Source organism: Caballeronia sp. NCF2 (genome assembly GCF_023631205.1).
GTDB classification, from domain to species: domain Bacteria; phylum Pseudomonadota; class Gammaproteobacteria; order Burkholderiales; family Burkholderiaceae; genus Caballeronia; species Caballeronia zhejiangensis.
Map to the genome: position 1 here is coordinate 16812 of NZ_JALQDN010000086.1, position 24769 is coordinate 41580.

The window sequence follows — 24769 nt, forward strand, 5'->3', positions numbered from 1 at the left end:
GGTAGAATTCGGGGATCCACGTTTACAACAGAGGGAAGGGGCCCGTGGCACAAGGCAGCGAGGACTTTGACGCCGATCGCAGCGATCGCGCTGGCGCCGACGAGCACGAGCGATGGCCGAATGATGCGCCGACCGCGGCAGTCGCGCGCGTCGTGCTCGAACTCGACGAGGCGATCACCCTCAAGCGCCGGGCCGCTGCCGCGTGGCTGAGCGCGCACGGCGACGCGGTGCCGCTGCTGCCGGTCAGGCCGTCGCGGCTCGAGCTCGCGGTCGTCATCGCGCTGGCCGAAATTTATGGCGCTGCGCTGATTAACGACGCGCGCTTGGGGCCGGTGATCGACTTCATCACGGATGTCGGCGCGGTCAAGCTGGTGCAGCGCGTGATGTATGGCGCACGACCCGAATCCAACTACAGCGCCGACTTCGATGTCACCGCGTACTCCGCGGAAAACGCGCGCCTGGCCGAGTTGCTGCGCGAGGCCCGCACCGCGTTCGAGTTTTTGTGCGCGACCTGGCCCGAGGCGTTCATGGCGCAGGCGAGCGAGGCGCTCGCGCAGCTCGGCTTGCCACGGCTGCGCGCCCCGGCGCCGCCGTCGACGAACGGTCAAAGAGGCGGCCGCGGCGAGCCAATCGATGAGTCGGACGACGAGCCGGGCGACGCGGGTGGTGATCAGTCAGATGAGGAGGGCGACGATGCCTGAGCGCGCGCGTGGTGCGACGGCGTCGACCCCGGAAAAGCTCACCGCCAAGCCGGCGCGTCGCCCGGAGAAGCTCACCGAATCACTTGCCCTCGAGCGCCGCTACACGAGCAAGGATTTCACGGCGCTGCGCGCGTAGGTGCAGCGCATTCCCCCCGCGGTGATTGCGCGCACCTACTACGATCCTGACGAGGATGCGCACGCGGCGACACCCGGCGCGATGGAGCGGCACCTGACAACGATGCTCGACGCGCTGGTGGCGCTGGCGCTCGCGCACGGCTCAAGCGCGCTCGCCGATCACCTGCGCGCGTCGATTCGCCAGCACGGGCGACCGATGTTGACCGCGGTGACCTTCCGAATGGTGACCGAGGCGGCACAGCTGGCCGCGTTGCCGCCGCGGGCCGATCACGCGATCAGTGTCTGGTTGCGACCGCGCGTGGCGCGGCGACTGAAAGGCGAGGGCCTCCAGACGCTCGGCGAACTGGTCGCGTTCTGCAACCGGCGCGGCGGCAGTTGGTGGCGCTCGATTCCGCGCATCGGCCCGGGCCGGGCACGCGCCATTGTGAGCTGGCTGCGCAAGCAGCAGGCGTCACTGCAACTAACGATCGAAGCCGACATCGACTCCGAAGAACGGGACGGGGTCCCGTTGATCGCGGCCGACCTAGTCGCGGTGGTGCCGGCCGCCAAGGTGACGGAAAGCGGGCTGAATGGCAGCGGTCCAGACGGCGACCCAGGCGACGGCCCGAGCGGCGGTTCAAGCTCGACAAGTCGACTCACTGAGCGACTGACCTTGGCGCCGCTCGAGCGCCTCGCGGTGCCGCACGCGCTCTCCGGCGCGCATGGCGGAAACCGCGCGACGGCCTTCTGCTACATCCAGGCTAAACACGACCTCGATGCGGTGCGCGCGTATCTGAACCGGTTTCGCGATCAGCCGAAGACGCTGCGCGCGTACACCAAGGAGCTCGAGCGTTTTCCGTTGTGGGCGGTGGTGCTGCGCAGCAAGGCGCTGAGTGATCTGAAGGTCGATGACTGCGAGCCTACAAAGACTTTCTCAAAAGTCCCGATCCGCGGTTTGTGGGGGAGCGTTTCCCGCGGCACTCGCCGCGCTGGCGACCGTTTGCCTTCCCCAACTCTTCGGGCGCGGGCGACGGCAACGCTCCGCTGCCCGCGACGCTTTCGCCCGAATCGCAGCGCTATGCCGTTCGGGTGCTGCGGACGGCGTTCGCCTGGTGGGTCGATGTGCGTTATCTGGCCGGCAATCCCTGGAAGGCGGTCAACGATCCGATGGTGATCGAGCGCGAGCGGCCGATCAAAATCGAACGCGCCTTGCCAGCTGCACTGTGGAGCAAGCTGCGTGGTGAACTGGATGTGCGATCAGCAGAAGAGGGCGGAACGACGACCGGTGCGCAATGGCGCGTGGACACGAAAAGACGCCACGCTGGCGTGCAATGGCGCGCCGTGCGCGCGGCGATTCTGTTGATGGGCGATTCAGGGCTGCGGCGTGAAGAAGCCGCGAGCGCCCGGCGCGAGCATCTGCGCCCTTCATCGTACGGGACGCTTGAGCGACCAGTCTGGGAGCTGACCATCGTCGGTACGGGCCAGCGCGAACGCACGGTGCCGGTGAGCGCCGCGACGCTGAACGCGCTGCGCGCGCATTGGGCCGACCGGGGGCAGGATTTTGACGACGCGACCGAAGAAGACTGTCAGAGCGGGCCGCTGCTGAGTCCTGTCGTGATTCCGTGGACCGACGCGTCACGCCGGCGACATCGAACGCGGCAGGGCGGAGAGGGCGGGAAGGCGCAGCCTACGAATGAGGCGGGCTACACCGCGGATGGACTGAACCGGCTGATTAGTCGAATGGTCACCGATCTGGTTGAGACCATGGACGATTTGAGCCTCGATGAGCGAGTGCAGTTTGGGGCAGGCTAACGCGCATGCGTTTCGACATACCTTTGCAACCCATTCGGTCGCGGACGAGGTGCCGGTCGATGTCGTGCAGAAGGTGCTGGGGCATGCGTCGTTGCAAACCACAACGATTTACGTCCAGGCCGAAAGGCAGCGCGTTGTCGAAGAGGTGGCGCGCTACTATGCTGGCGTCGCCGCGCATAAGACGGGCAGTGAGCAGTAGCGCATTCGGCGCTGCGCGCGTCACTGACAAAACGAATTCACTTCCGGCACGTCTTGCGTCGGAAATAGAGAAGCACGATGACTGGCAAAGAATTGAACCTACGCGCAGGACTGGCCGCGTTCTCCGATGTGGACCGCGTGGTCGCCGTGAACCTCGATCAATTTGATCCGCTGAACTCGCGCGACGACCTCAACACGCTGCTGATCGAGACGGGCATCTCGTTTTCGCGTCATCGAGGGTGAAGTTACCTGGGGCCGTCGAGTACGTCAGCTGACCGCGAGACGAGTTCTCAACAGAAAGTCCAAGGTTCTCGTACACAGGCGGTCGGCGGTGGCGAGTATGTCCGCGAGTAGGTCACGGCCTTGTCGGTGAGTTCCAAAACGTTTATGCTTTCACCATTCCGATGCAAAGTGGTGCAGAAAAATGCTCTTAGGTGAAGACATGGCAGCGACCGTTAAGAAAGGGCGCCCCTCCAAAGCCAAGAGCGCGAGGGCGTCGGTCAGTTTCCCGCCCGAGCTGTACGACACGCTTGAACGTATCGCCAAGGAAAAGAAAGTATCTGTGGCATGGGTGGTTCGCGATGCAGCTGAGAAGTATGTTTCAGACCAATGGCCCTTGCTGAAAGAGCGTCAATGAAAACCAAGAAAAGCAGCCAGACAGCCGTCAAAACGCCGACGTTTTATGAGTTCTTTGCCGGCGGCGGCATGGCGAGAGCCGGCCTCGGAAAGGACTGGCATTGCCTGTTTGCGAATGACTTCGACCAGAAGAAAGGCAACAGCTACAAAGCGAATTGGGGCGGCAAAGACCTGGTTATAGGCGATGTCGCGAAAGTTGAGCCGGCCAATCTTCCCGATCACGCTGACCTCGCATGGGCGTCGTTTCCCTGTCAGGACTTGTCGCTGGCCGGAGCCGGGGCAGGGCTCGATGGCGAGCGGTCTGGCACGTTCTGGCCGTTCTGGGATTTGATGCGCCGGCTGGGAAAGGAAGATCGCGCGCCCCGCATGATTGTTCTTGAGAATGTCTGCGGCGCGTTGACCTCACACGGCGGCAAGGACTTTGCGGCGATCGCAAGCGCGCTGTCTGGCGCCGACTACAAATTTGGCGCCGTGGTGATCGACGCAGTGAACTTCGTTCCGCAATCGCGGCCGCGTTTGTTCATCATTGCTGTCGCGCCTGGTCATCCGATCCCGGCCGATCTCGTGGATGAGGGACCATCGCAGCCATGGCATACGGACAGCCTAATCCAGGCATGCGCGTCATTGTCCGGCCGCGCCCGTTCGAAATGGCTGTGGTGGCGCCTGCCGACGCCCGAGTCCCGGACGCAAACCTTCGCCGATATCATCGAGGACGATCCGCAAGGCGTCAGCTGGCATACGGCCGCTGAAACCGAGCGTCTCGTCAGTCTCATGAGCGATCTGCATCTAAAAAAGTTGGCGGCTGCGAAGAAAGCCGGCCGCCGCATGGTGGGTGCCGTCTATCGTCGCACGCGGCCGGACGGCGCGGGCGGGAAGGTGCAACGAGCGGAAGTGCGTTTTGATGATGTCGCCGGATGCCTGCGCACACCGGGCGGCGGGTCAAGCCGACAGTCCATCATCGTTGTGGATGGTGAGCGTGTGCGCTCACGCCTCCTGTCGCCTCGCGAAGCCGCGCGGCTCATGGGCCTGTCGGAAAAATACGTCCTGCCACCGAACTATAACGACGCCTATCATCTGGCGGGCGACGGCCTCGCCGTGCCCGTCGTGCGTTTTTTGGCCGCAAACATCCTTGAACCGGTCCTGGCCGCGACCGAAATCAAAAAAGTAGCTTAGAAGAATGGATCTGCAGTCTGCTTTAAAAGACTTCGCTGCGAAGCAAAAGTTTTTGGGCAAAGGCCCGTTGTGCGTCGCTCTCATTGTGACGAAACATGCCCAGCAAAAGGGCCTTCCGCTTGAATCCGATCAGCTGGTCACAGAAGGCGGTGGCCAAGTCCTCGGCCTTGGCAAAAGCGCGGTCCAAGCGATCCTCGCGCGCCACGGTATCACGAAGGTCCTGGCATCTGAAGGCGGCCGGACAAGCCGGGGCAGCATGGGAAACATGCAGCAATACGTCGCCTTCCTGAATACGCTGGCGAGCGCAGGGGCCGTCGATCTGGTCGCGGTCGAAAAATACTGGATTGACCGGGTCAACGATTTCTTCGCCGCGAAGCCGTTTAAATTCCGCCTCGATAGTTCAAAGAGCCTGCGGACAGTTGTCCGCGACGTGCTGCTTCAGGCTGAAGAGCGACAGAAAAGCACGGCCGGGATGCAGTACGTCGGCGCGGTCATGCAGCACCTAGTGGGCGCCAAGCTCGATTGCGCTCTCGGCCGTGGGACGTTCGAGCACAACAGCTTTTCAACGTCGGACGCTCAGACTGGCCGCGCTGGCGATTTCTTCATCGGTGACGTCGCGATTCATATCACAACGTCACCGAGCGAAGCGTTGATCCACCGCTTTCAGGACAATTTGGATAAAGGACATCGCCCTGTGCTGGTCACCCGTCAAAAGGGCTTGACTGTAGCCGATGTTCTCGCGGAGAACGCCGGCATCGCGGATCGCGTTGATATTTTCGAGGTCGAGCAATTCATCGCGCTGAACCTGTACGAACTGGCGAAATTCGCGGCGGCCGGCCGCAAGGTCGCCGTGAACGAAGTGATCGACCGCTATAACGAAATCGTCGATGAGTTCGAAACCGATCCGAGTCTGAAGATCGAACTGAAATAGTGGCCCAGACCTCTGAGCAGCGCAGCCGGACTATGAGGGCGGTGAAGAGCAAAGACACCGCCCCGGAAATGACCGTGCGCCGCTTGGTTTTCAGTCTAGGCTATCGCTACCGACTGCACGGCGCCCAACTGCCGGGAAAGCCCGATCTTGTCTTCGTGTCCCGGAAAAAAGTCATCTTCGTGCACGGCTGCTTTTGGCATGGCCATGACTGCCGGCGCGGCGACCGGCAGCCGAAGGCGAACGCGGACTATTGGCGGCAAAAGATCGGGCGCAACAAGGTCCGCGACCAGTCGAACGTCAAACAACTTCAGGCGGCAGGCTGGGACGTGCTTATCGTGTGGGAATGTGAGATTCGAAAGCACGATGAACTGGCACCCAAGATCGAGACTTTCTTGAAATAAGAAGGGCTGACCACTGCATACGGCGGAAGGACGAATTGTTGCACCTCGATAACGCATCGCGTTTCAAAAGTCCCGCCCCATGATGCCAGGCGCGGTGAGCGACTTTTACGCTCTCTTTGAAGAACTCGCGGTCCAGGGCGATACGTCGACCCAAGGCCCAAAGTGCATCAATAGACTAAACAAATAGACGTCCACCGGTGCGCTCGGCTGCTTTTGGCATCCCATGACTTGTCGACGCGGCGATAGACAGCCGAAAGGGGACGCGAAGTATTAGCCGCAAACGATCGCGCGATCGGCACTGCGACCAATCGACCATTGAAGGCGTTGAATTGGCTGGATGGAATTCGGTATACACTTTGGAATGCTAAATAAGGTGTCGGCGCGAGGTGGGCGCTAAGCTGCCTCGGATTTTTCGGCTGCAAGCATTGAAACCGAATCCGAGCGCATCTCTTTTCATTAAAATCGTTCAGTCATAAAATAAGGTCGGAAAGGGAGTCCCTTGGTGCACTGGAACTTTGGTCAGCGGTTACTGGCAACCGCTGACCTCACCGAATCTTGCGGAAAGATCTTAGTTTTGGTTGGAAGAGCGCTGCGCTATCTCTCGCAATGGCCGACGTTCAAGCACAAAAGTGTCAACAAACTGCAATTGCTCGGACCAGTCCTTCCCTAGGATTGACTTTGCGTAGTCTTCTTCAAGCCGCCATAGCGGATGAACCACAACGATCTGAGAGATTGTCACGCCGTCTAGATTGGTAACCGTCAAGCACGGCAGGCCGCTATGAGAGAGTGCGCGGTAATGAAGCGTTCCCTTGCGCATATCTGCTACCGACTTGGCAAGCTCATGCGCCCACTCTCTCCAGCCAATAATTTCTGGAAAATTCGCATCACGCGCCTCAAGACCGCACGCAAAGGTCGGGTTCGTCATGGCGCGAAGATATGCGAGCCCCAAGCGCCAGTCGAGAAGGCCGTGGTACCGACGGTTGCCGAAACGCTGAATACAACGATAGCAAGATGAATGACACCGCTCAGCGTGCGCGCCTTCTTGGTCAACGCTCAATATGTCCAGCAAGGGCCAAGCGCTTCCATCATTCAAAACACTATGAATGATCTCAACGATCTTCGGCTGGCGTCCTTCAGTAACCGACTGGCCAAGCCTGCGGCACAGCCCCGAACCGTTGATGAGCGAGTCTGCCATTTGCAACATTGGAAGCCCGGATCGAAGTCGAGGTTCAAGCGCTTCGAACTCGTCTGCAGAGACGTCGAGCTCAAGGGCTGCCTTCTGAACAAGGATCTGCGTCGCGCTAATCGCCGCGGCGCGCGTTGCTAAGTGAGACGAGTCACCTACTCGAGCGACTTTGTCCAGCGTCAGACGGCGATCGAATTCCCGAACTTCCAGATACAGCGCCTCCGTCTTCTTCTTGGCCACGAGCCCGAACTGTTGACGAGAACTTGCATCCACGTCCCACATGCCGCGCTGTCGATCGAGGTAGGAGACCTCAATGGCCTGATCGCCCGCGATGGACACGCCCCCGACGGGCATAAGACTTTTCGCGACTTCGACCGTGAATCGCTCGCCTTCGTCGTTGTCGCCGGCAACTCCATCATTCAACTGCATGATGGTTGCGTCTGCCCCGCGCAGGACCGATATTCCGCCGCAGCTCACGCGTTCTCCTTCATGCAAGATGGTAGCGACTGTTCGCACCGCCATGCGACCGATGTCGTCCACTTCATTCTGAGGCTTAAAGTCCGTGCGGAAGGCCGCGGGCGTGACGTACAGGTGGAAATCGTCCGGGTTGATATCGCTATGGCAGTCGTCACAAGCAATGGGAGAAGCCGGCATGTTGTCACTGTGTTTCGCCGAGCCGCATGCCCCACAGATGGCGATGTAGCTCGTTGACTCCTTCCAATTTGAGACCGTGCGCGATTCGATTCCAGCCCCTCGACGCGGTTGGGGATCGGAGAGCGCTCCGGTGAAGCCGATCACCGTATGCTTGAGCTTATCCTTTACGAGAATCGATCCCGGCGCATACTCGAAAACTGCGACGTCTAAGTCGCGATCCATCGTTGACCACTCAGCATCAGCCTGGGCGTTGTCTCTTCGATCGCGTAGTCCCAGATAGAGATCGCGAACACGTGTAGGCATGCCGTACATTGGAAGCAGGCCCTGCTCGGCCAGAAAGCGCGCAAGCCCAAACGGTGCGTTGGGTGCCTGCATCTTAAGTGAGGCGATCTCTTCCATCAGTGTTTCTACATCTGCGCAGGACTTCAGGCGCTCACGCTGGACTGGGTCGAAACTTGCCGCTTGCAGGTAGTTGTCTCGCACCGTCATAGTCTGCGAAAGCGCGCGCCGAAGCTTGTCTGGCCAGTTCGACGCCTCATCGAAGTAATAGTCCCCGGTCGTAACATACTCGCCGTGTACATCGGGCGGCACAAGCAAATCCCCCGGATACTCACGACCATGCGCCGCGCAGTTTTCCCGGAGCACAGAAAAGGCCGCACGCAACCACACTTTCCGCAACAGACGAAGCGGTATCGGATCATGGTTCACCGCGAGAAAGGGAGGAGGGGGCGCGTCACCTGTGATCGCTGAGGGATGAGCGAAATAATAGGCGTCGTGGCTTCGGCCACGACAGAAGGTGACGACGAATGAGAATGCTTGCCCTCGACGGCCCGCACGTCCCACGCGCTGTTGATAGTTGAAGCGCTGTGGAGGCATGTTTCCTTGATAGACGCTTTGCAAAGCGCCAATATCGATGCCCACCTCCATCGTTGTTGTGACGGACAACATGTCGATCTCTGCGGCACTTCTTTCGATCTCCGTCTCGTTGCCAACGAAGATACCCTTGAAGTTCCTTAGGCGCGCAGCGAAGTCGTCAGTCTGTCCGGTAAGTTCTTCGACGCGAAGTCGGAAACGGTCGACACTATCGTTCGCGCCTCGTACGATACGGCGCGCCAGGAAATTAGACGCCCACAGCTCGCCTACTTCGCCCGTTCGCTCATTCTGCAGAACAGTTGCACAGCGCGTGCACCGCTTCAGGCCGAAGTGCAGGTGAACGCGGCCGCAATTCGTGCAACGCCAATATGGGTCTTTCTCTTCCGCGACCTTCAGAAAGAGATCCCCAATCTCGAAGATGCCGCTTCTGTGACCCTTATCCGATAGTTTCTGAAGCACCCTCGACAGTCCATCGACCGAGCCGGATACTCCAAACACTTTCTCCGCGAATTTGACTGTCCGTTTGTGCGTAACATCGGTGCCCGAGACCCATTCCCTGAGGCTATCTTGGTTCACGAACCGGTTGTTCTTGACTCGCCATGCACTCGCGAAGACTCGCAGCCATGCATCCAGCTCACTGATGTCGTTGCCGCTAGTACTCGAAACGGTAGGGTAGGCGAGACCGGTCTCTTCGAGCGCAAAGAAGGTGTTTGCAAAAATGACGTCATCGACAAGCTCGTATTGCTCCGAGAGAATTTCGCCGTTTAGGCTTGCGATCGAAGCATGGGAGAGCTGGTGAGTGAACGCGTAATCCTCACCGTCTCTCTCAAAAAGGCGATACCAAGGCATCTTTTCGAAACGCCTGAGGCCAACTTCGTCGAACGGGTGAATTCCAAGGTTGATGAACTCTTTCACAAGCTCACCGAGCGATTGTGAGCTGTCGTTGCTCTGCAAAAGCTGACTTAACTTAATCTTTGATCGGTCGCGTGCGTCTCCGCCTTGCTGCTTGAAGCGCTGCGTGAGAGCAGCCAAAGCCTCGGTTTTGTCTTCAGCCACGAGCTGGACCATGCGCTCAGTGAATTGGTCCTTCGTCATCCAATTCTCGCTAAGGTCTTTCACTGCGCGTCTGGCCACCGAGACGAGCACTTCCCGGCGAAGGTCCCGAAGATGCAACCGCTCGATTTCTAGTGCTTGGTTGGCAGCGTCCTGCCGGCTATCCGAAAAGACGATGCCCTTCGGTTCAGCGCCAACCGCATGTAGCAGCTCGAACAATTCGGTCGCGACAAGCTGGGATGCTTTCGTGACACCGGTTCTGAATGCCCGAATCGGAGACCGTGAGCGACTTGACGCGGGACGATTTGAATAGTCGGTGCCACAGTTTGGGCAACAAAACGGCTGCGCTGTAGGCTTGCCGCCGGTCTTGCCCTTGCCAGATGCGGCTGAGAGGTTTTGAAAGTACAGGTAACCGCCAATGTTCCCGTCAGGCACATCGGAGCCTCGTGCGACGACTCCAGTATCGACATGAAGATGGGCAGGCTCCCATCGATCGTAGTCCTTCTCCGACTTAGCCCATTCCTCGCGACGAGGCCAAAAGACAGCGAACTCCTCAAGGCTCATGCGGTCGTAATACTCCGACGCTGCTCGTTCCGGCAGGTGCTCTAGGTCTGCTGATGCAGGTAGCAGTTCGGTCGCCGAAGTTAAGCTGCTTTTCTGGCCGCGTTGACCGCCAACAAACAGGTCGCCGCAGGCCTCGCAGTACAAGAGTTCAAAGAGCCTGCTTCCGCGTTTCCGTTCTGCGGATGGTGCTGCGTGGGTAAGCCCTCGCTCCACTGTCAGATGCTTGAACCGCGTCTCTTTTTCGACCAAGTAAGGGGCCGCAAACAGCCCTTCAATATTCCGAATAAACGAGTGCATACGGAACGCCGGCGTGTCGGGATGCACACGCACTGGCCAGATGCCAGATTCCGGCAAGGCGCGAGCAAGCATCAGCCCCCGAATGGCTTCATCACCACTTTCGGCCCGACTACCGAAAATTCGCTGAGCGACATCGATGACCGAGCACGCGCGCACACCATCGCCGTCGCGGCATGCGTGGGTCAGAACCGCTCCAGCCTTTTCCGCGACGCCCTTGACGATGTCTTCCATGGATCCTGCGTTGACACCCAGAGCAATTGCAGCTTGTCTGATTCGAGCGTCTAGCGGGGCGCTTGTTTGCAGTCGAGCGATAAATCCGCTCGTGGGGTCAATTGCTTCTCTAAAAAGGGCGATGAACGGCTCAGGATCGAGGTCGAGAGAGGAACTGTGGGGGATTGCGGCTACGCCGCGCACCACGCAATCCGCCCAAAATTCGGCGGAGGTGGAACCCGGGTTGGAGGGGCCGCTACTGGTTCCGAATGGCGCAAACAGGTCTCGAAGATAAGTGCGCGATTGAATGCCGGGGTCGCCGTCTATCGGCAACGAAGCGGACGACGCGAGAATCCTCAGCTTATGACGATGTTCAGGCGCATCAAGTCCCAGCCGCTCAATCAACGCCTTGATGAGAAACGATATCTCCGTGCCAGCAGATCCTCTGATCAAATGTAGTTCGTCAAAGACGAGATAGAAATACGCGTCGTCATTGGACTGCAACCAAGATCTAGTTTGGTCAAAAATAGGATCTTCAACTTCTCGAGACAGCATCGCACCGAGCATCGATGCGTTGGTGACCAAGACATCTGGCGGTGCTGCTTGCATGTCCCACCGCGACAACATCTCTCCTCCATCGGCCGCAGGGAAGATATACCGCGTCAGTTCCGGCGCACTTGTGCCGTTAGTTTTTGCCAGCTCCTTCTGGTTGCGGTCATGCAACCTCGCTGCGTCCTGATTGCGTTCGATCGCGTGCATCGCCGCACGCAGCTTCGTGCCGCGCCGTGAGCGTCTTTCCTTCTCCTTTTTGTCTGCGGCCAGTCGAGGGTGCGTTTCGTGCCCTGTCACCGGGCTTGCGCTCGTGTATTGGCCAAAGAAAAGACGGTTGCCCGCGAACCGCTCATCCATCACCTTCCTGGCATCATCGGAGTCTAGGGTTCGACGCAGTCGGACCATTTGATCTTCGACGAGCGCGTTCATCGGGTAGAGGACAAGCGCGCGAACCGCGGCGGGTCTTGATTCCCCAGCGCGTCGCGGCGCCCACCGCGAATTTGGCGTTTTCCACCAATCCGACTTCAGATAATTTGATGGCGGTGAGGACCAGTTGACCGCCTCATTGGCGAGCGCGGCCAGGATAGGCAACATAAAGCTTTCGGTCTTCCCTGAGCCGGTCCCCGACGTTACTATTCCGGGACGGCCCGCCAGCAAGCCGCGACGAAGCATCTCGACCTGATGGCGATAAGGGGAGTAGGTCGACCGCCGACGGATTGGGCCGGAGGTGGGTTCGCCCTCGAACAATCCAGACAAGGCTAGTTCCGCGAACGCCACACGCCCGTTGTCGCTCAGAGGAGAAAGAGGCCCATCCTTTCGCAGAGCCAGCTCCTCCAGTTTGGCATCGTGCGCTTCATAGCGAAGAACCGGCTCAATGTAAGGCTCTGTCGCCAGAACGTTGACGGCTTCGAGAAGCTTGCGTCGATTGTCTGCGACAACTGGATCCGCAATCCGAAAGTTGGTCTCAACGTAGGAAATGAAGAAATCTCTGATGCGAGCAAAGCCGCCAATTGGATCAAGCACAGCAGGTCTCCACGGTTACGCCAATGGTTTATGCAACGACATTTTTTCGTTCAGTTTCTGAACAACGAGATGAGCGGAACGACCGGACTGTCGTCGTTGTCGCTCAGGCGGAGGGATTCGAGACAAGCTCGCGTCGCTCGCATTGAGGAGGTAATCGTCAAGCCCTCGGTCGACGTGATCACGAGGGCTGCGCCGGTCGAAAGGTCGCCTATCCAAGGCTCGGGTCGAAGGTCTCGATAAAACGCCGGGCTGAGCAACATCGGCGCGAGCGCCGGCGAGCCGTTGTCAATCGCGTCTTTGATATCAAGAACGACGCCGTGTCGCTGGATGGCGAGCGCATCGTCGCTGTCAACGTCGTTGACGGTCACGCAAAAAAGCACATTTCGTGGCAGCTCTCCACGCCTCGCATGCTTTGCGAGCGCTGGATACCAGTAACGAGCAGCCGAGTCGTCTGCTCCCTCGATGACTGCGAGCGTGCAGGGCGCGGCGTCATTCGCATGAGCGTCGACAGCCATTCCCAATGAGGTGGGGATGCGAAGCCCGGCCCGCATCCAAAGGTCATCTACGCAGATGATCGTTGGATCGGCCACCAAGGAGGCGCTACTCCCAGACGAGAACATGACTTCGGCGATGTGCAGGAATTCGCTTACTTGCGGTCCCGTCAGAATGGGAAGATCCGCCGCAAGCATGAGCGTCAGAAAATGTTCCATCAACCTCTTGCCCTCAGAGGTCAGTAGCGCACACTTATGAATCGCTTGACGAACGTCTTTGCATGCCAGAGGGACGGCCCTGTCCAACGTTGTGGCAGGAGTGATGGATCGCGCGAGCCTCGTAGGCGCGTCAGCTATAATCTTACTTTTCCGATTTTCGATCTCTTCTAACTGGCGCTGAGCGGCGGCAACCTCCTCGTTCAATGAGCATATCGTCCCATCGAGATGGGACTGCTCATCCTTGAGAACGGCGATCGATTTGGCTAGCGATGCGCTCTGCTGAGCTAGGCGATCGACCTCGATCTGCATTTCATCTTTGCGACGTTCTACCTCCTCTACGATGGCTGACTCGTGCTTCGCACGGAGTTCAGCAAGCTCTTGATTTAGCTTCCGCTCATCGTCCGCTCGCCGACTCGCAAGCGCTTGCTGTTGCGCGCGCTCATCGTTTCGAATACTCAGTTCTAACTCGGCCCTACGGGCCTTCTCCGAAGCCCGGAGGTCTTGCTCGAGTTCGGTTAAGCATCTTTCACGCTGAACCTTGATCTCTTGCTGCAGCTCACGGTCAAGGCGAGCTTGAATCAATGCTCGGTCCCGCACCGCAATTTCCGCAATCTGGCTTTCGATAAGGCGGGAGACGGCGGGAGAGGCTTGCAGCGCTTCGGCGAGCTCTCGAAGACGCTCACGGTTCGCCAGCAGATCCTTGGCAAGTGCTCCGCTACGCAAGGCCTCGTGCGCGGATAGCAGGTCTTCGGCATTGGAACAGACTTGACCTGCGTTGCTGGCCGGATGCCCGAACAGCGACTTCAGGAGCGCCTCAACGCGGCCGTCATAGGCGGCGGGCAAAGCCTTCAAAACTCTCGAGATGTATTCCTCGTCAGATGCCCAGTCGCAAACGGAGATCGCGGCAGTTTCGGGAGGAAAATCGTACAGCTGTACATGGCTCTCGGCATCGGGCATCTCGAAAAGGTTCTGTGCGTCAAACGGATACACGGGAAGCGGTCCCGCGTGAGACGCAAGACGCATCACGTTTCCCGACCGAATGAGCTCCGCTCTCAAAATTTCGTGTTGCCCAGTTCGAATGAACCAAGTTCCGCTATGGCCCGATGCCGGTAGTCCTTCGACCTTGAGCGTGGACCGCACTTGATCGGAACCAAGGTTCGATAGATCGATGAAGTTGAAGAGGCGCCAGTGGTGCGCTCCCTTGTAGTGAACCTGGATATTGCCCTTGTTCGGCGCAATTTGTAGAGCGACCCAGTCGTTTTCCCTCAATGACTTCGTTTCAGCTCCTCGAATTTCGACGACGCCTGTCTTGGGAAACAGCTTATGCGCATTGCGAACGGGGGTCCATTCGGTGCCCGAGCGAGAAGCAGAAATTGCCACGAGAGCAATGACGTCTCTTCGACCCGCGCAGCGACCCGCGTAAATGGGTTGTGTGCTCTCGGGTGCCTTGTCCAAGTTGATGAGGCTGCTCATATCGTCACCTTTCCGTTACGCCATTGTGTGCGAAAGCGTCCTTCCGATCGTCTTGACAATGGATTCTGGAATCGGCCCTCCGTGGTTTCTGTTTCGGTCAAAAGAATGCAGTTTGGAAGCAGGCGTGCTACGCCCTTCAAGTCCTCTTTCAAGGCGGGATATACATAGACACCGTTCACCATTCCCGCGCTTCGCATAGCGCGACGCCGCACGTCGGTCGCGATGGAATCTGGCAAGCCTCCATCATTGCTGACTCTCAGGAGTGCATCGCCGCGTTGTTCGAATAGATGCTTCTTCGAGGCCGAATGAGCGGCGGCGATTGCTGCAGTTCGAGATAGGAAAAGCTCGATACCCTTCGGAGCCTTTACCTCGAAAAGGTCATGATCGCGTTGCGCCTTATGTACGAGGCGGGTCAGTGTTGTTGTCGCGCCTCTATCCTTTGCAGCTCTCAGAAATCGGTTGGCGCTCCAGTCCCAGAAATCGGCAGCTTCGTATGCGAGCGCGATCCGCGGCGTCGTTCGGAACGCACACGGTGTTTGCACCGGCCGCTCTGGGTGGAAGAGAAGGGGCCATTCCAGCTGCGACGCAATGTGTGATGCTTCTATCCCTGTTGCACCGATAATCGGTGGCGCCCATGGCCCTATGCCCAATCGACGGATGCACGTTCCGCCACTGGCTTGCACGACAGAACGGAAGCGGTCAACAAGGCGTTCGCAGAGCGCGCCTTCGACTTGCACGATCGGACCTTGTTGAGACTGAATTTCAATGAGGCCCGGAGGAACGGGCGTCCACACGCGGCCCCGCCAACCGCTACGTAGCCTCGGCTCGATGATCCCGCCGTCCCGAAGGATTTGAAGCAATGACCATGGATTCATTTCATCGCTCGCACGCGCGAGGATCTGGATCAGGGCGGCTTCTTCCCATCCGGAAGCGCCACTTGCATAGATGGCCTCGAGGAGGTCCAGGCTTTCTATGTTGCCGTCTTCCCATAAGAGCTCGTTTCGCAGCCCCAATGGTGGAAGTGGGCTCCTTGCCCGCGGCCAATCCTCCAATCGCTCCAGCCGATATCGAGCCCCGTCATACACGGAATGTGGAGCGGCATGGGAAGAGAACGTGAGGCGAAGACCCCAATCAACATGAGCCTCACCATGCTCGGACTTCGGAGATATTGTGAACGAGCCATTGAGATTGCCGGCCGATTCAAGTCGGCCATTCTCGGCTACCTGAAGATCGCCTGATCCTTCATCAGAACGCGTGACGCGGTGTTGTTCGGAATCAGACTCAAGGCGAGGAAGGAACGCCTTACGCCCGAGCCATCCTGGACCTATCCTTATGCCTTCGGTGGCGGCCGGCCGAAAAACCTGGTCGCCTTTTAGCGCGATCAGACCCGCTGTGCGCAGTACATCGATGGCTTTCAGCCCGGACGTCGCTTTCACCGTGAAAAGCCAGTTCTTCTCCTCACGCAGCTTGCCGAGCCGGCCGTCAATTGCTTTCCGATGAAGAGGCGAAAAGGCGACGATCACCTCGCCAGACGGGTTCCGGATTTCTCGGTCCAACGACCAGCGCCCCAGTCCAGAGTGCCTAAAAAATAGAAGACCGTTTTTGCAGCTCGCTGAGAAATTTGCGCTTGTTACTGCATTTTCCTGGGACAAGGCCTCGTGTAATGACTCGTAGAGTCGACCGCCGTCCTCCCGCGATGGTGCCCCCAGGTAGAACTGGCTTTCGTCCTCCTCGAAAAGCATATCGATTTCGACGTGATTTCTATCCAGGCGATGAAGCTCGGATCCCACTTGCGTAAGTAGTCGCCAAAAGCGATGGTCCGCGAGCGCACGCCTTTGCCGGAAATACGCGTCGTCGAACTCGTCGAACGCCTGATTGAGCCCCCAAGAAAGCTTTTTGCCAATGCGGAACCGATGAAACAGATTTATCGCAGCATTGGGGCTTTCCTGCGCTCGTGGATGCTCATGCAGGAAAGCCTCCACCATTCGAGCATCGGAGCGATTGGGGAACGACAACCGGCGGGTGTAGCCGATTTGTGTCCAGCTGCCTGGATCTGGCAAAACAAGTTGGCGGAAATCGTCGCCGGCTTGAACTCGTCTCTGGAGCCACGCCTTCAACTCCTCCCACATGCTAGCAATGCCTTTAAGCTGCATGAAGGTGTGCGGGGAATCGAGCCACAACGCTAGTCGTTCTCGATATGCTCCAGCGTTATGGTATTCACCGCCGAGCAAAGTATCGACGAAAAGGGTGGCTGCTAGATAGAGAAAGCAGTTTGGCGTAGATGGAGACGAGAAACGTTGAGAACCGATCGAAAGCGATTGCTCAAACCAGCGATCTCCTTGCATTTGCCTCTGGAACGCCAGCGCGACTTCCTCATGCGCGTCCTGTGGAGCGCCGAGTGCGGCAGCCAACGTTGCCGATGTGACCTCAAACGATCGTATATCAGTTGAGTTCCCGGTGGCATCGACCTTGAGGAAATAGTCAACGAGTGCCTTCTCCCACGCGTCGAACGTGGCTGGTGCCCGCCAAGACATGGTCCACTCTTTCTATTTTTCAGTGCGCCGGTTTCGTAGTGCGCCATGCAAATATTCTGCATCAGCCGCTCGCTCGAGCCCTTTCCGTGGTTATAACGGTCAGGCTGCCATAGGTATTATCGACACAGTTGCCGAAATCTTTAGAGTGAAAGGCAACGTAGCCTCAAGACAGCCGTTGTTCATGGCGTGCGATTGACAAGCACCGAGAGCGGCTGCGAAGGTCGATCATGCGTGCGCCGGACCCGGCCATCCCTCCCGATCTGTGGGGACCGGCTTGTTGACATAACGCCGTCTTGTCGTTCGTCGCATCACTGTGAGTTTACTCTTTCGCGCCAAGAACATAGCGTCTGCCTTGGGTCGTTATCTACACGGTTATCCACTAAAGATGTGGATAGCTCTCGCCGATGCGTTCATGAAGCTCGTCGATAAGCTCAAAGCGATCGCTTTTTTGAAAGCGCGGGTTATCGGGCCATCGCCGTTTTATCGATGGTTCTCGCCGCCGTGGCCGCAGCGGGCCGCATCGCTCAAGTTTTGCCCCGCCGGTCCGATATGAAGTGAATCATGGCCCGGCTATCGAAGCCGTCAGCGCCTGCAACCTCGATAAAAACGACAATGGCCACGGTTCATCCGCCCTTATCCGACATTCGTGCGACTTCGCCGGGTGAGTACGTCGAACTCGACATTTTGAAGGCGCTCGCCGCGCGGCTTCCGGATGGCTACACGCTGTTCCATCGAGTCGACTGGACCTGCGCCGAACCCCGTCGCGACAGCCATGGCGAGCTGGATATCGTCGTGGTGAACAGCGCGGGCGATATGGCAGTGCTCGAAGTCAAAGCCGGCTCGCTGGATGGAGCGGAGGGCGGATTATTCAAGCTCTACGGCAGCAAACGCAAGAACGTCGGGCAACAGGCCGGCTGGCAGTTCAGAGCGATACTTCAGCGCCTCAGGGCCGAAGACATCGACGTGCGGCTGCTGCATTTTCTCGTGTTGCCGCATCACCGGATCGGTGACGAAGGAACGATCGACTATCCGCGCGAGCGTATGGCGGACGCGGAAGACTGTCTGGATATCGCCGGTTTCGTGCAGCGCAGACTCGGCACAGGACGCCCCGGCCCGGTCCGCGAGCGGGTGCATGCCTTCCTGCTCGATCGCCTCGACGTGCAGCCCGATATTTCCGCGCAGGCGGGCACGCTGGAGCGCCAGGTGAATGCCATTTCCGGCGGCCTGGCGCGCTGGGTGCCGCGTATCGGTATCCGAAGCGGCGTCATTCATGTTCGGGCGACGGCCGGATCGGGAAAGACCCAGTTGGCGCTGGCCTTATTGCGTCAGGCATGCGTGGCGGGGCAATCGGCATCGTTTGTCTGCTTCAACCGGCCGCTCGCCGATCAGATGCGCGCGCTGGCGCCGTCGAACGTCGAGGTGTCAACCTTTCATCGCTTGTGCTGGGCAGCGGCGGGGAGTGCATCGGGAAAGCCGGATTTCGACGCGCTCGCCCGGCGCTATCTCGCGGAAATGGAACGCGCCAGCCCCACGCTCGATATGCTCGTGATCGACGAACTTCAGGACATGCAGGCGGAATGGGTGCAGGCGCTGATCGCGCGGGTGCGCGAGCAGGGACGTCTCTACCTGCTGGAAGATCCCGAGCAATGCCTGTATGCCGATCGTGCTCAGATCGAGATCGATGAGGCGGTGACGATCACGGCGCGTGAAAACTATCGCAGTCCGCGCAGGATTGTGGAGACCATCAACCTGCTGCGCCTGACCGATGAGCCCGTCACGCCGAGTGCGCCGCTTATCGGTGAGCCGCCGCGCTTTGTCACGTACGGCGTCGCAGCGAAGTGCACTGTGCAGCAAGCGACCGCCGATGCCGTGCGCCGATGCTTGGCCGCCGGGTACGCGCTGACGGACATCGTAGTGCTGTGCTGGCGAGGGCAGCAACATTCGGCCTTGCTCGCGGCCGATACGCTGGCGGACTGGACGCTCAGCCGCTTTACGGGAACTTTCGATACGTCCGGACGGCCGGTGTATTCCGAAGGCGAACTGACGATCGAAACCGTGCGCCGCTTCAAGGGCCGCGCGGCCTCCGCGATCGTCCTGACCGAAGTCGATTTCTATTCGGGCGATGTCCTGTGGCGCAGCCTGTTGTTCGTCGGACTGACACGGGCCCGCATGCACGTGGAGGTCGTGCTTTCGGAAGCGGCAGAGTCTGTGCTGGCGAGCCGACTGGCCGGTGCTTGAGCGCGCGCGCCGTTTGTGCGCCGCGGCTGCATCGGCTGTTCAAGAAACGCAGCGCGCGTGCCGTAATCACACGTACCTCAACCTGCACGCGCCGCTGCACTATGGCTGACATCGATCTGGACATCATGCGACTGCTGCCCGATTCGGGCGCATCACACGAATACATCAGCACGCCCGCGCTTCATCAGAAACTCGAGCAGGCCGTGTTCGACGCGCCGTGCAAACGAACCGTGCAACGGCGCTTATACGCGTTGCAGGACGATGGTTTTGTCGAATCGGAGCGGCATGGCAATGCCGTCATGTGGCGCCGCAAGGCCGGAGCAAACGGCATTGCGTCGAAGGCTGGTTCACTCATGACGTTCGATGAAGCGCTCGCGCTTCAGACTCTCCGGCGTTTCGCATCGCGGCAAGTCCCGGTGCTGGTCTCGGATGCGCTGTCCTCTATGTACGCGATGGCCGAGACGCGCCTCGCGCGGCCGCAGAGCGAACGCGAACGCAAAATCGCGAGTTGGCCGCAGAAGGTTGCGATCGAAAGCGCGAGCTTTCAGTTGCAGCGGCCGGTCATCGACTCGACCTTATTTACCAGCGTGTCCTACGCGCTGTTCGAGGAGCGAAAACTCGATATCGGCTATCGCGCGCGGCATAACGGCGGGCTCGAAAAATCTCAGGTGATTTTGCCGCTCGGTCTGGTCGAAGTCGGCACGCTCGTGTATCTGATCGGGCAGCGCGATACACGGCCGGAGCCTTTTATGTATCGGCTCGACCGGATCGTGCGCGCGGAGGTTTTGCTCGAATCGTTCCGCTATCCGGCGTCCTTTTCACTTGATCAGTATGTGCGGACGCAACGGAGCTTCGACTTTCTGGTCGAGAAAGAAATTGCTCTCGACCTCAAATTCTCACATCACGCGGGTCATCATTTGCTCGAATCGCCGTTCGCGCCTGATCAGACTCACGAGCAGCAGGACGACGTTCTCCGTGTGCGCGGCACGGTGATGCTCAGTCAGCGTTTGCGTTGGTGGCTGCGCTCGTTCGGCCCGCATGTCGAAGTGCTCTCGCCGCAGTCGTTGCGCCAAGAACTGGCGGCCGAAGTCCGCGAACTTGCGCGAATCTATTGCGAGTCTTGCTCGAGCGTCGCCTAGACGCGCGGTCCGACCGAAGCGGACACCGGATGTCCGAAGCGCACGATATCGTGCTTGTGCGCAAGCAAATCGGCGAATTTGCAGGCATTTCGGACTTTCGGCCTAATCCAGGGATCATGACTGCTCCGGCGCTAGTAGCCGCCCGAATTCATTTTGATGTTGGCACTTAATTTCTTCGGGTAAATGTCGTCAACCTGATAGCGAGGCAGCAACAACTCAGGCTTGTCGCTGCTCCCCACAGATTCCGCCAACGCGGGTAACGGGAAAACATAAAAAACAATGCAACGAGGCACGGCGGTAAATGAGCGCAGCGAGGATCTGCATCAGGTTGTTTTGAGGGAAATCGAAGTATTGCTGAAGCGCCTGGATCATGAGTCTGTCGACCCGGAAGTGACGAAAGTGCTCAGGCAAGTTCAGCAGTTCGTTGCCCCTGTTCATGATGAACTGAAAACGCGCATCGAATCGCTGCGCGATCACGCGCGCTGGGACAAATTCACGATTGCGTTTTACGGCGAGACCAACGCCGGTAAATCGACGACCATCGAGACGCTGCGAATACTTCTCGGCGAGCAGACCAAGCGCGAGGCTCACGCCCGGTTTCGCTCGCTTCAGAAAGAGTTCGGCCTGAGCGATGCGGCGCTGGCCGCGCTGCGTCAGGACATCGAGCAGGCGCAAGCGCACGTGGCGACATCGCAGACCCGGGCCGATGAGAACGCTGTACGCCGCGACGCAGCCCGCAAGGAATGCGAGCGCGACGTGCTGGCGCTGCGCGAGAAGATCGACGAAAAGAAGCGATCGGCGTCGTGGTGGCAGAAAATCATGCACCTGCTGCGCAAGCTGCCCGAAGAAGCGCTGCTGAGCCAGGCGATTCAGAAGGCGGGCGATGTCGAATCGATGCACGCCGAAGAACAAGCCTCCGACGAGGACGAACTCACGATCGCGCGCGAATCGCTTCAGGACCTGGTCGACCAACACGCCGACGCTCTCGCGCGGCTCGACGAACTCGCTCCGTTCGCGGACGGGTATATCGTCGGCACGGGGCGTTCGGACTTCACGCGCGACACTGCGCAGTACACCTTCGAAGCGGACGGCCAGCTTTTCGAATTGCTCGATGTGCCGGGTATCGAAGGCAAGGAAACGGACGTCATCAACAGTATCCTCGGGGCTGTCCAGGCGGCGCACGCGGTGTTCTATGTGACCGGCAAGGCGGCGCCTCCTCAAACCGGCGACGAAGACGCTCAGGGAACACTGGAAAAGATCCGCGCGCATCTGGCAGATCACACGGAAGTTTGGGCGATTTACAACAAGCGCATCACCAACCCGATCCCGCTGGAAAAGGCCGAATTGGTAAGCGACGGCGAGCGCGGCGGTATCCACGCGCTCGATGAAACAATGCGTGAGACGCTCGGCGATAAATATCGCGGCTGCATTGCGCTCAGCGCGCAGCCCGCGTTCCTGGCCGCGTCGGAATGCCTCGTGCCGGACTCGGATCTGGTGCGCAATCGAAACAAATTTCTCGCGAAGTTCGGCGTGGAAGAGGTGATCGCAAAAGCCGGGTTCAGGCATTTCGTCGACATGCTGACCGGTTCGATGGTCGCACACAGCGAGGCGAGAATTCGCGCGGCGAATCTCAACAAAGTTCACTGTGCCGTCAAAGACGCCGAAGTCGCTCTCCGGTCGGCGCAAGAGGAGCATGTTGGCCCGCTCGCGCTCGCATGCACGCGGGATTGGATCCGAGTCAGCGAGCAGTTGGATCTGACCGTGGATGCATTCGATCAGTCGATCCAGAACTTCACCTCCGAGGCTGTCTCGACGTTCGAATCCAACGTCCGGCGTGCCGTCTACCGGAAGATCGAAGCGGGCATCGGCAATGACGATCTCAAATCGGTGCTCAAGAGCGCGATCCAAAGCGAGCAGTCCGGTCTCGAACGCCTGCTGGCGGCCACGGTGGAAACCAAGTTGCAGACGTTTCAGGGTGACATCGGCAATGTGCTCGCCCGTTTTCGTGAGCGGCTTCAGCAACTCAAGCAGGCGTATCGGCCGACGGGCGAACGCGGCTTTCGGCGCGAGTTCGAATTCGACATGCAGTTCGACAGTGGCGTGAAATACGCGCCGCTCGTCGCCGCGCTCGTGGGCGGCGTGATGATGATCTGGAATCCGGTCGGCTGGGTGTCGCTCGCGCTCGGCGGTCTAACGATCGTCGTCAGCATCGCCAAGGCGCTGTGGGGTCTGGTGGACTCGGATTTCAAGAAGACTCAGCAGCGCAAGGCGACGAACGAAAACCTGGAGCGCGTCGTCGACTTCATGCGCGACGCGATGAACAGCAATTGCGCCGATTTGCGCACGAACATCGATGAGCGCATGGCCGATATCAAGGCCGAAATCGAGCAGTCGATACAGCAAACGAACGACGTGAATACCGAGCTGATTCAGGTTTGTGCAAACCTGAGCCGATATTCCCGCAAAGTGGCGCAGCCGCAAAGCGGCCGCCGGTCCAACACGAAGAAAAAAGAGGCAATGGCATGAAGCAGACCGTCGAGTCGTACAAGGAACGGCAAGCAGAAACGTTGAAGATTCTATCGGAGCTGGAAGGTTTTCTGGCCGAAGGCGAGGCATATGGCATCGATATAGACGCCAATGTGAAAGCCAAGCTCGGCAAGGCCATCCGCAGCGTTCAGGACAACAAGCTGCGTATCGCATTGATCGGTGGATTTTCGGAAGGCAAAACCGCGATCGCCGCGGCGTGGCTTGAGCGGCTCGACAAGTCGACGATGAAGATCAGTCAGGAAGAATCGTCGAACGCGGTCACCGTCTATGAGGCAGGTCCGGACTGTCTGCTGATCGACACGCCTGGACTGTTCGGATTTAAGGAGCAGGAAAACGAGAAGACGCACACCATCGAGAAGTACAAGGAGCTGACGCGCCGATATGTCAGCGAAGCGCACCTCGTGCTGTATGTGATGGACCCAGCCAATCCGGTCAAGGAAAGTCATGCGGAGGATCTGAAATGGCTGTTTCGCGACCTGAACCTGCTGCCGCGCACGGTGTTCGTGCTCAGCCGCTTTGACGCGGTCGCCGATGTCGAAGATGAGCACGAATACGCGCGCAATCTGGCGATCAAGCGCGAGAACGTGTCGGGCCGCTTTAGCGATCTGATCGCGTTGACCGACGCCGAACGCGCGAGCCTCGCCATTGTAGCGGTGGCAGCCGATCCGTTCGAAATGGGCACGGAATACTGGTTGTCGGAACTCGAGCGCTTTCGCAGACTGTCGCGTATTCCGCTTCTGCAGGACGCCACGGCGAAGAAAGTGTCGGCAGCGGGCGGTGTGGCCGCGGTCGTCGACGAAGCGCGGCGCAGTATCGCCCGCGATGTGCTCGGCAAACAATTGCCCGTGGCGGTGGAACAGGACGACAAGATCGCGCGTGAACTCCAGCAATTGTCGACGATGAACACGCAGTTGGCCACGCAGTTGACCGCAGCGAGCGGGCGGATCCTGGAGTCGCAAATCGGCTTGCGTGAATTCGTCACCCGTTTCTTCACCGACCTGATCCTTCAGGCGCGCACGCAGACGATCGACACCTTCGCCGAGTTTTTCGAGCGGCAGATCGGTGCCGGCGGCGCCGTGCTCAACGCAAATCTCCAAAACGCGTTCGACCGCCAGTTGTCGTCCGCGAGGCTGGAAGTCGACAAGATGAAGATCGGTTTCGTGGCCGAGGTCAATCACTTCAACGAGACCGTGCGCATGTACGGCAAGCAAGGCGTGAACTATGTCGTCAAGAGCGGCGTGATCAACAACACGTCGGTGCTGGCGGCGCGGGACGGAATCGTGAGTGTCGCCAAGGTCGTCGGACTGGATCTGGGCAAGATGCTGAAGTTCAAGCCGTGGGGAGCAGTCAATCTGGCAAAGGGACTCAACGGTGCGCTCGCCGCTCTGGGCCTGGCGCTGGAACTGTGGGACACGTGGGACAAGATGCGTCGTGAGGAAGCGTTCCGGAAGTCGATCGCCGAAATGGTTTCGAACTTCGAACGTCAACGCGACGAGTTGCTGGCGCTCATCGGCGACGCACAGTTCGAATCGCGCTTCTTTCCGGAGATGACGGAACTGCGCGCCGACGTTGAAGCGGTCAAACAAAGCGTTTCCGATGGCACGCGCCGTCGCGCCCAATTCCAGGCATGGCGCAATCGCGGCAAGGCGATCGATGCCGAGTTCAGGATGCTGGACGCCGCGTGAGGTCGAGAAGCGACGCCTTGCAGGTCGGATTTATCGAATGAAAAGCCGGCTTCGGACACGGTCTG

At 59.2% G+C, this 24769-nt stretch carries 18 protein-coding genes; 14 read left to right on the plus strand and 4 right to left on the minus strand.

Annotated elements, in window-relative coordinates; translation table 11 throughout:
* The first annotated feature begins 44 nt into the window (after window positions 1–44).
* The 10 genes from NCS02_RS32120 to NCS02_RS32165 all read left to right on the plus strand — a co-directional run bounded on the left by NCS02_RS32120 (window position 45) and on the right by NCS02_RS32165 (window position 5966).
* The gene (locus NCS02_RS32120) at window positions 45–701 is read left to right on the plus strand and encodes a hypothetical protein (protein WP_250508213.1); all 657 of its coding nucleotides are present in this window, start codon (window positions 45–47) and stop codon (window positions 699–701) included.
* Window positions 694–837 carry a hypothetical protein gene (locus tag NCS02_RS32125; protein WP_250508214.1) on the plus strand — a complete coding sequence of 48 codons (144 nt, stop codon included), beginning with the start codon at window positions 694–696 and terminating at the stop codon, window positions 835–837. The genes NCS02_RS32120 and NCS02_RS32125 overlap by 8 nt, the downstream gene beginning before the upstream one ends.
* A complete protein-coding gene (locus NCS02_RS32130) occupies window positions 838–1989 on the plus strand; it encodes a phage integrase family protein (protein ID WP_250508215.1) in 1152 nt (383 codons plus the stop codon).
* Window positions 1938–2627 (plus strand): site-specific integrase, encoded by a 690-nt coding sequence (locus tag NCS02_RS32135; protein WP_250508216.1) that lies wholly within the window; start codon window positions 1938–1940, stop codon window positions 2625–2627. The genes NCS02_RS32130 and NCS02_RS32135 overlap by 52 nt, the downstream gene beginning before the upstream one ends.
* Window positions 2599–2826: a tyrosine-type recombinase/integrase gene (locus NCS02_RS32140; RefSeq protein WP_250520369.1), complete on the plus strand. Its 228-nt coding sequence runs from the start codon at window positions 2599–2601 to the stop codon at window positions 2824–2826. The genes NCS02_RS32135 and NCS02_RS32140 overlap by 29 nt, the downstream gene beginning before the upstream one ends.
* 77 nt (window positions 2827–2903) lie before the next feature.
* Window positions 2904–3068 carry a hypothetical protein gene (locus NCS02_RS32145; RefSeq protein ID WP_250508218.1) on the plus strand — a complete coding sequence of 55 codons (165 nt, stop codon included), beginning with the start codon at window positions 2904–2906 and terminating at the stop codon, window positions 3066–3068.
* A 199-nt stretch (window positions 3069–3267) separates the two neighbouring features.
* The gene (locus NCS02_RS32150; protein ID WP_250508219.1) at window positions 3268–3462 is read left to right on the plus strand and encodes a ribbon-helix-helix domain-containing protein; all 195 of its coding nucleotides are present in this window, start codon (window positions 3268–3270) and stop codon (window positions 3460–3462) included.
* Window positions 3459–4634, plus strand: a complete 1176-nt coding sequence (locus tag NCS02_RS32155; protein ID WP_250508220.1) for a DNA cytosine methyltransferase — start codon at window positions 3459–3461, stop codon at window positions 4632–4634. Before NCS02_RS32150 ends, NCS02_RS32155 begins: the two co-directional genes overlap by 4 nt.
* Before the next feature lie 4 nt (window positions 4635–4638).
* Window positions 4639–5565 (plus strand): DUF4928 family protein, encoded by a 927-nt coding sequence (locus tag NCS02_RS32160; protein WP_250508221.1) that lies wholly within the window; start codon window positions 4639–4641, stop codon window positions 5563–5565.
* Window positions 5565–5966: a very short patch repair endonuclease gene (locus NCS02_RS32165; RefSeq protein WP_350029869.1), complete on the plus strand. Its 402-nt coding sequence runs from the start codon at window positions 5565–5567 to the stop codon at window positions 5964–5966. Before NCS02_RS32160 ends, NCS02_RS32165 begins: the two co-directional genes overlap by 1 nt.
* A gap of 568 nt (window positions 5967–6534) precedes the next feature.
* Here NCS02_RS32165 and NCS02_RS32170 read toward each other — a convergent pair.
* From NCS02_RS32170 to NCS02_RS32180, 3 genes are read right to left on the minus strand one after another with little or no spacing between them, the layout of a single operon-like run.
* Window positions 6535–12378: a DEAD/DEAH box helicase gene (locus tag NCS02_RS32170; RefSeq protein ID WP_250520370.1), complete on the minus strand. Its 5844-nt coding sequence runs from the start codon at window positions 12376–12378 to the stop codon at window positions 6535–6537.
* A gap of 50 nt (window positions 12379–12428) precedes the next feature.
* Entirely contained in the window at window positions 12429–14561 is a 2133-nt protein-coding gene (locus NCS02_RS32175) for a coiled-coil domain-containing protein (protein WP_250508223.1), read from the minus strand.
* Window positions 14558–17095, minus strand: a complete 2538-nt coding sequence (locus NCS02_RS32180) for a hypothetical protein (protein WP_250508224.1) — start codon at window positions 17093–17095, stop codon at window positions 14558–14560. The genes NCS02_RS32175 and NCS02_RS32180 overlap by 4 nt, the downstream gene beginning before the upstream one ends.
* 612 nt (window positions 17096–17707) lie before the next feature.
* Between NCS02_RS32180 and NCS02_RS32185 the strand changes: the two genes are divergently transcribed.
* Both NCS02_RS32185 and NCS02_RS32190 read left to right on the plus strand, forming a co-directional pair.
* Window positions 17708–19333 carry an AAA family ATPase gene (locus tag NCS02_RS32185; RefSeq protein ID WP_250508225.1) on the plus strand — a complete coding sequence of 542 codons (1626 nt, stop codon included), beginning with the start codon at window positions 17708–17710 and terminating at the stop codon, window positions 19331–19333.
* Window positions 19225–20472, plus strand: coding sequence for a helix-turn-helix transcriptional regulator (locus NCS02_RS32190; protein WP_250508226.1), 1248 nt, complete (start codon window positions 19225–19227; stop codon window positions 20470–20472). Before NCS02_RS32185 ends, NCS02_RS32190 begins: the two co-directional genes overlap by 109 nt.
* A 216-nt stretch (window positions 20473–20688) precedes the next feature.
* Here the strand turns inward: NCS02_RS32190 and NCS02_RS32195 are convergent, their stop codons facing one another.
* Window positions 20689–21147: a hypothetical protein gene (locus NCS02_RS32195; protein ID WP_250520371.1), complete on the minus strand. Its 459-nt coding sequence runs from the start codon at window positions 21145–21147 to the stop codon at window positions 20689–20691.
* A 6-nt stretch (window positions 21148–21153) separates the two neighbouring features.
* Between NCS02_RS32195 and NCS02_RS32200 the strand changes: the two genes are divergently transcribed.
* Window positions 21154–22998: a hypothetical protein gene (locus tag NCS02_RS32200; protein ID WP_250508228.1), complete on the plus strand. Its 1845-nt coding sequence runs from the start codon at window positions 21154–21156 to the stop codon at window positions 22996–22998.
* Window positions 22995–24704, plus strand: coding sequence for a LeoA/HP0731 family dynamin-like GTPase (locus NCS02_RS32205; RefSeq protein ID WP_250482588.1), 1710 nt, complete (start codon window positions 22995–22997; stop codon window positions 24702–24704). Before NCS02_RS32200 ends, NCS02_RS32205 begins: the two co-directional genes overlap by 4 nt.
* Window positions 24705–24769: the final 65 nt, after the last annotated feature.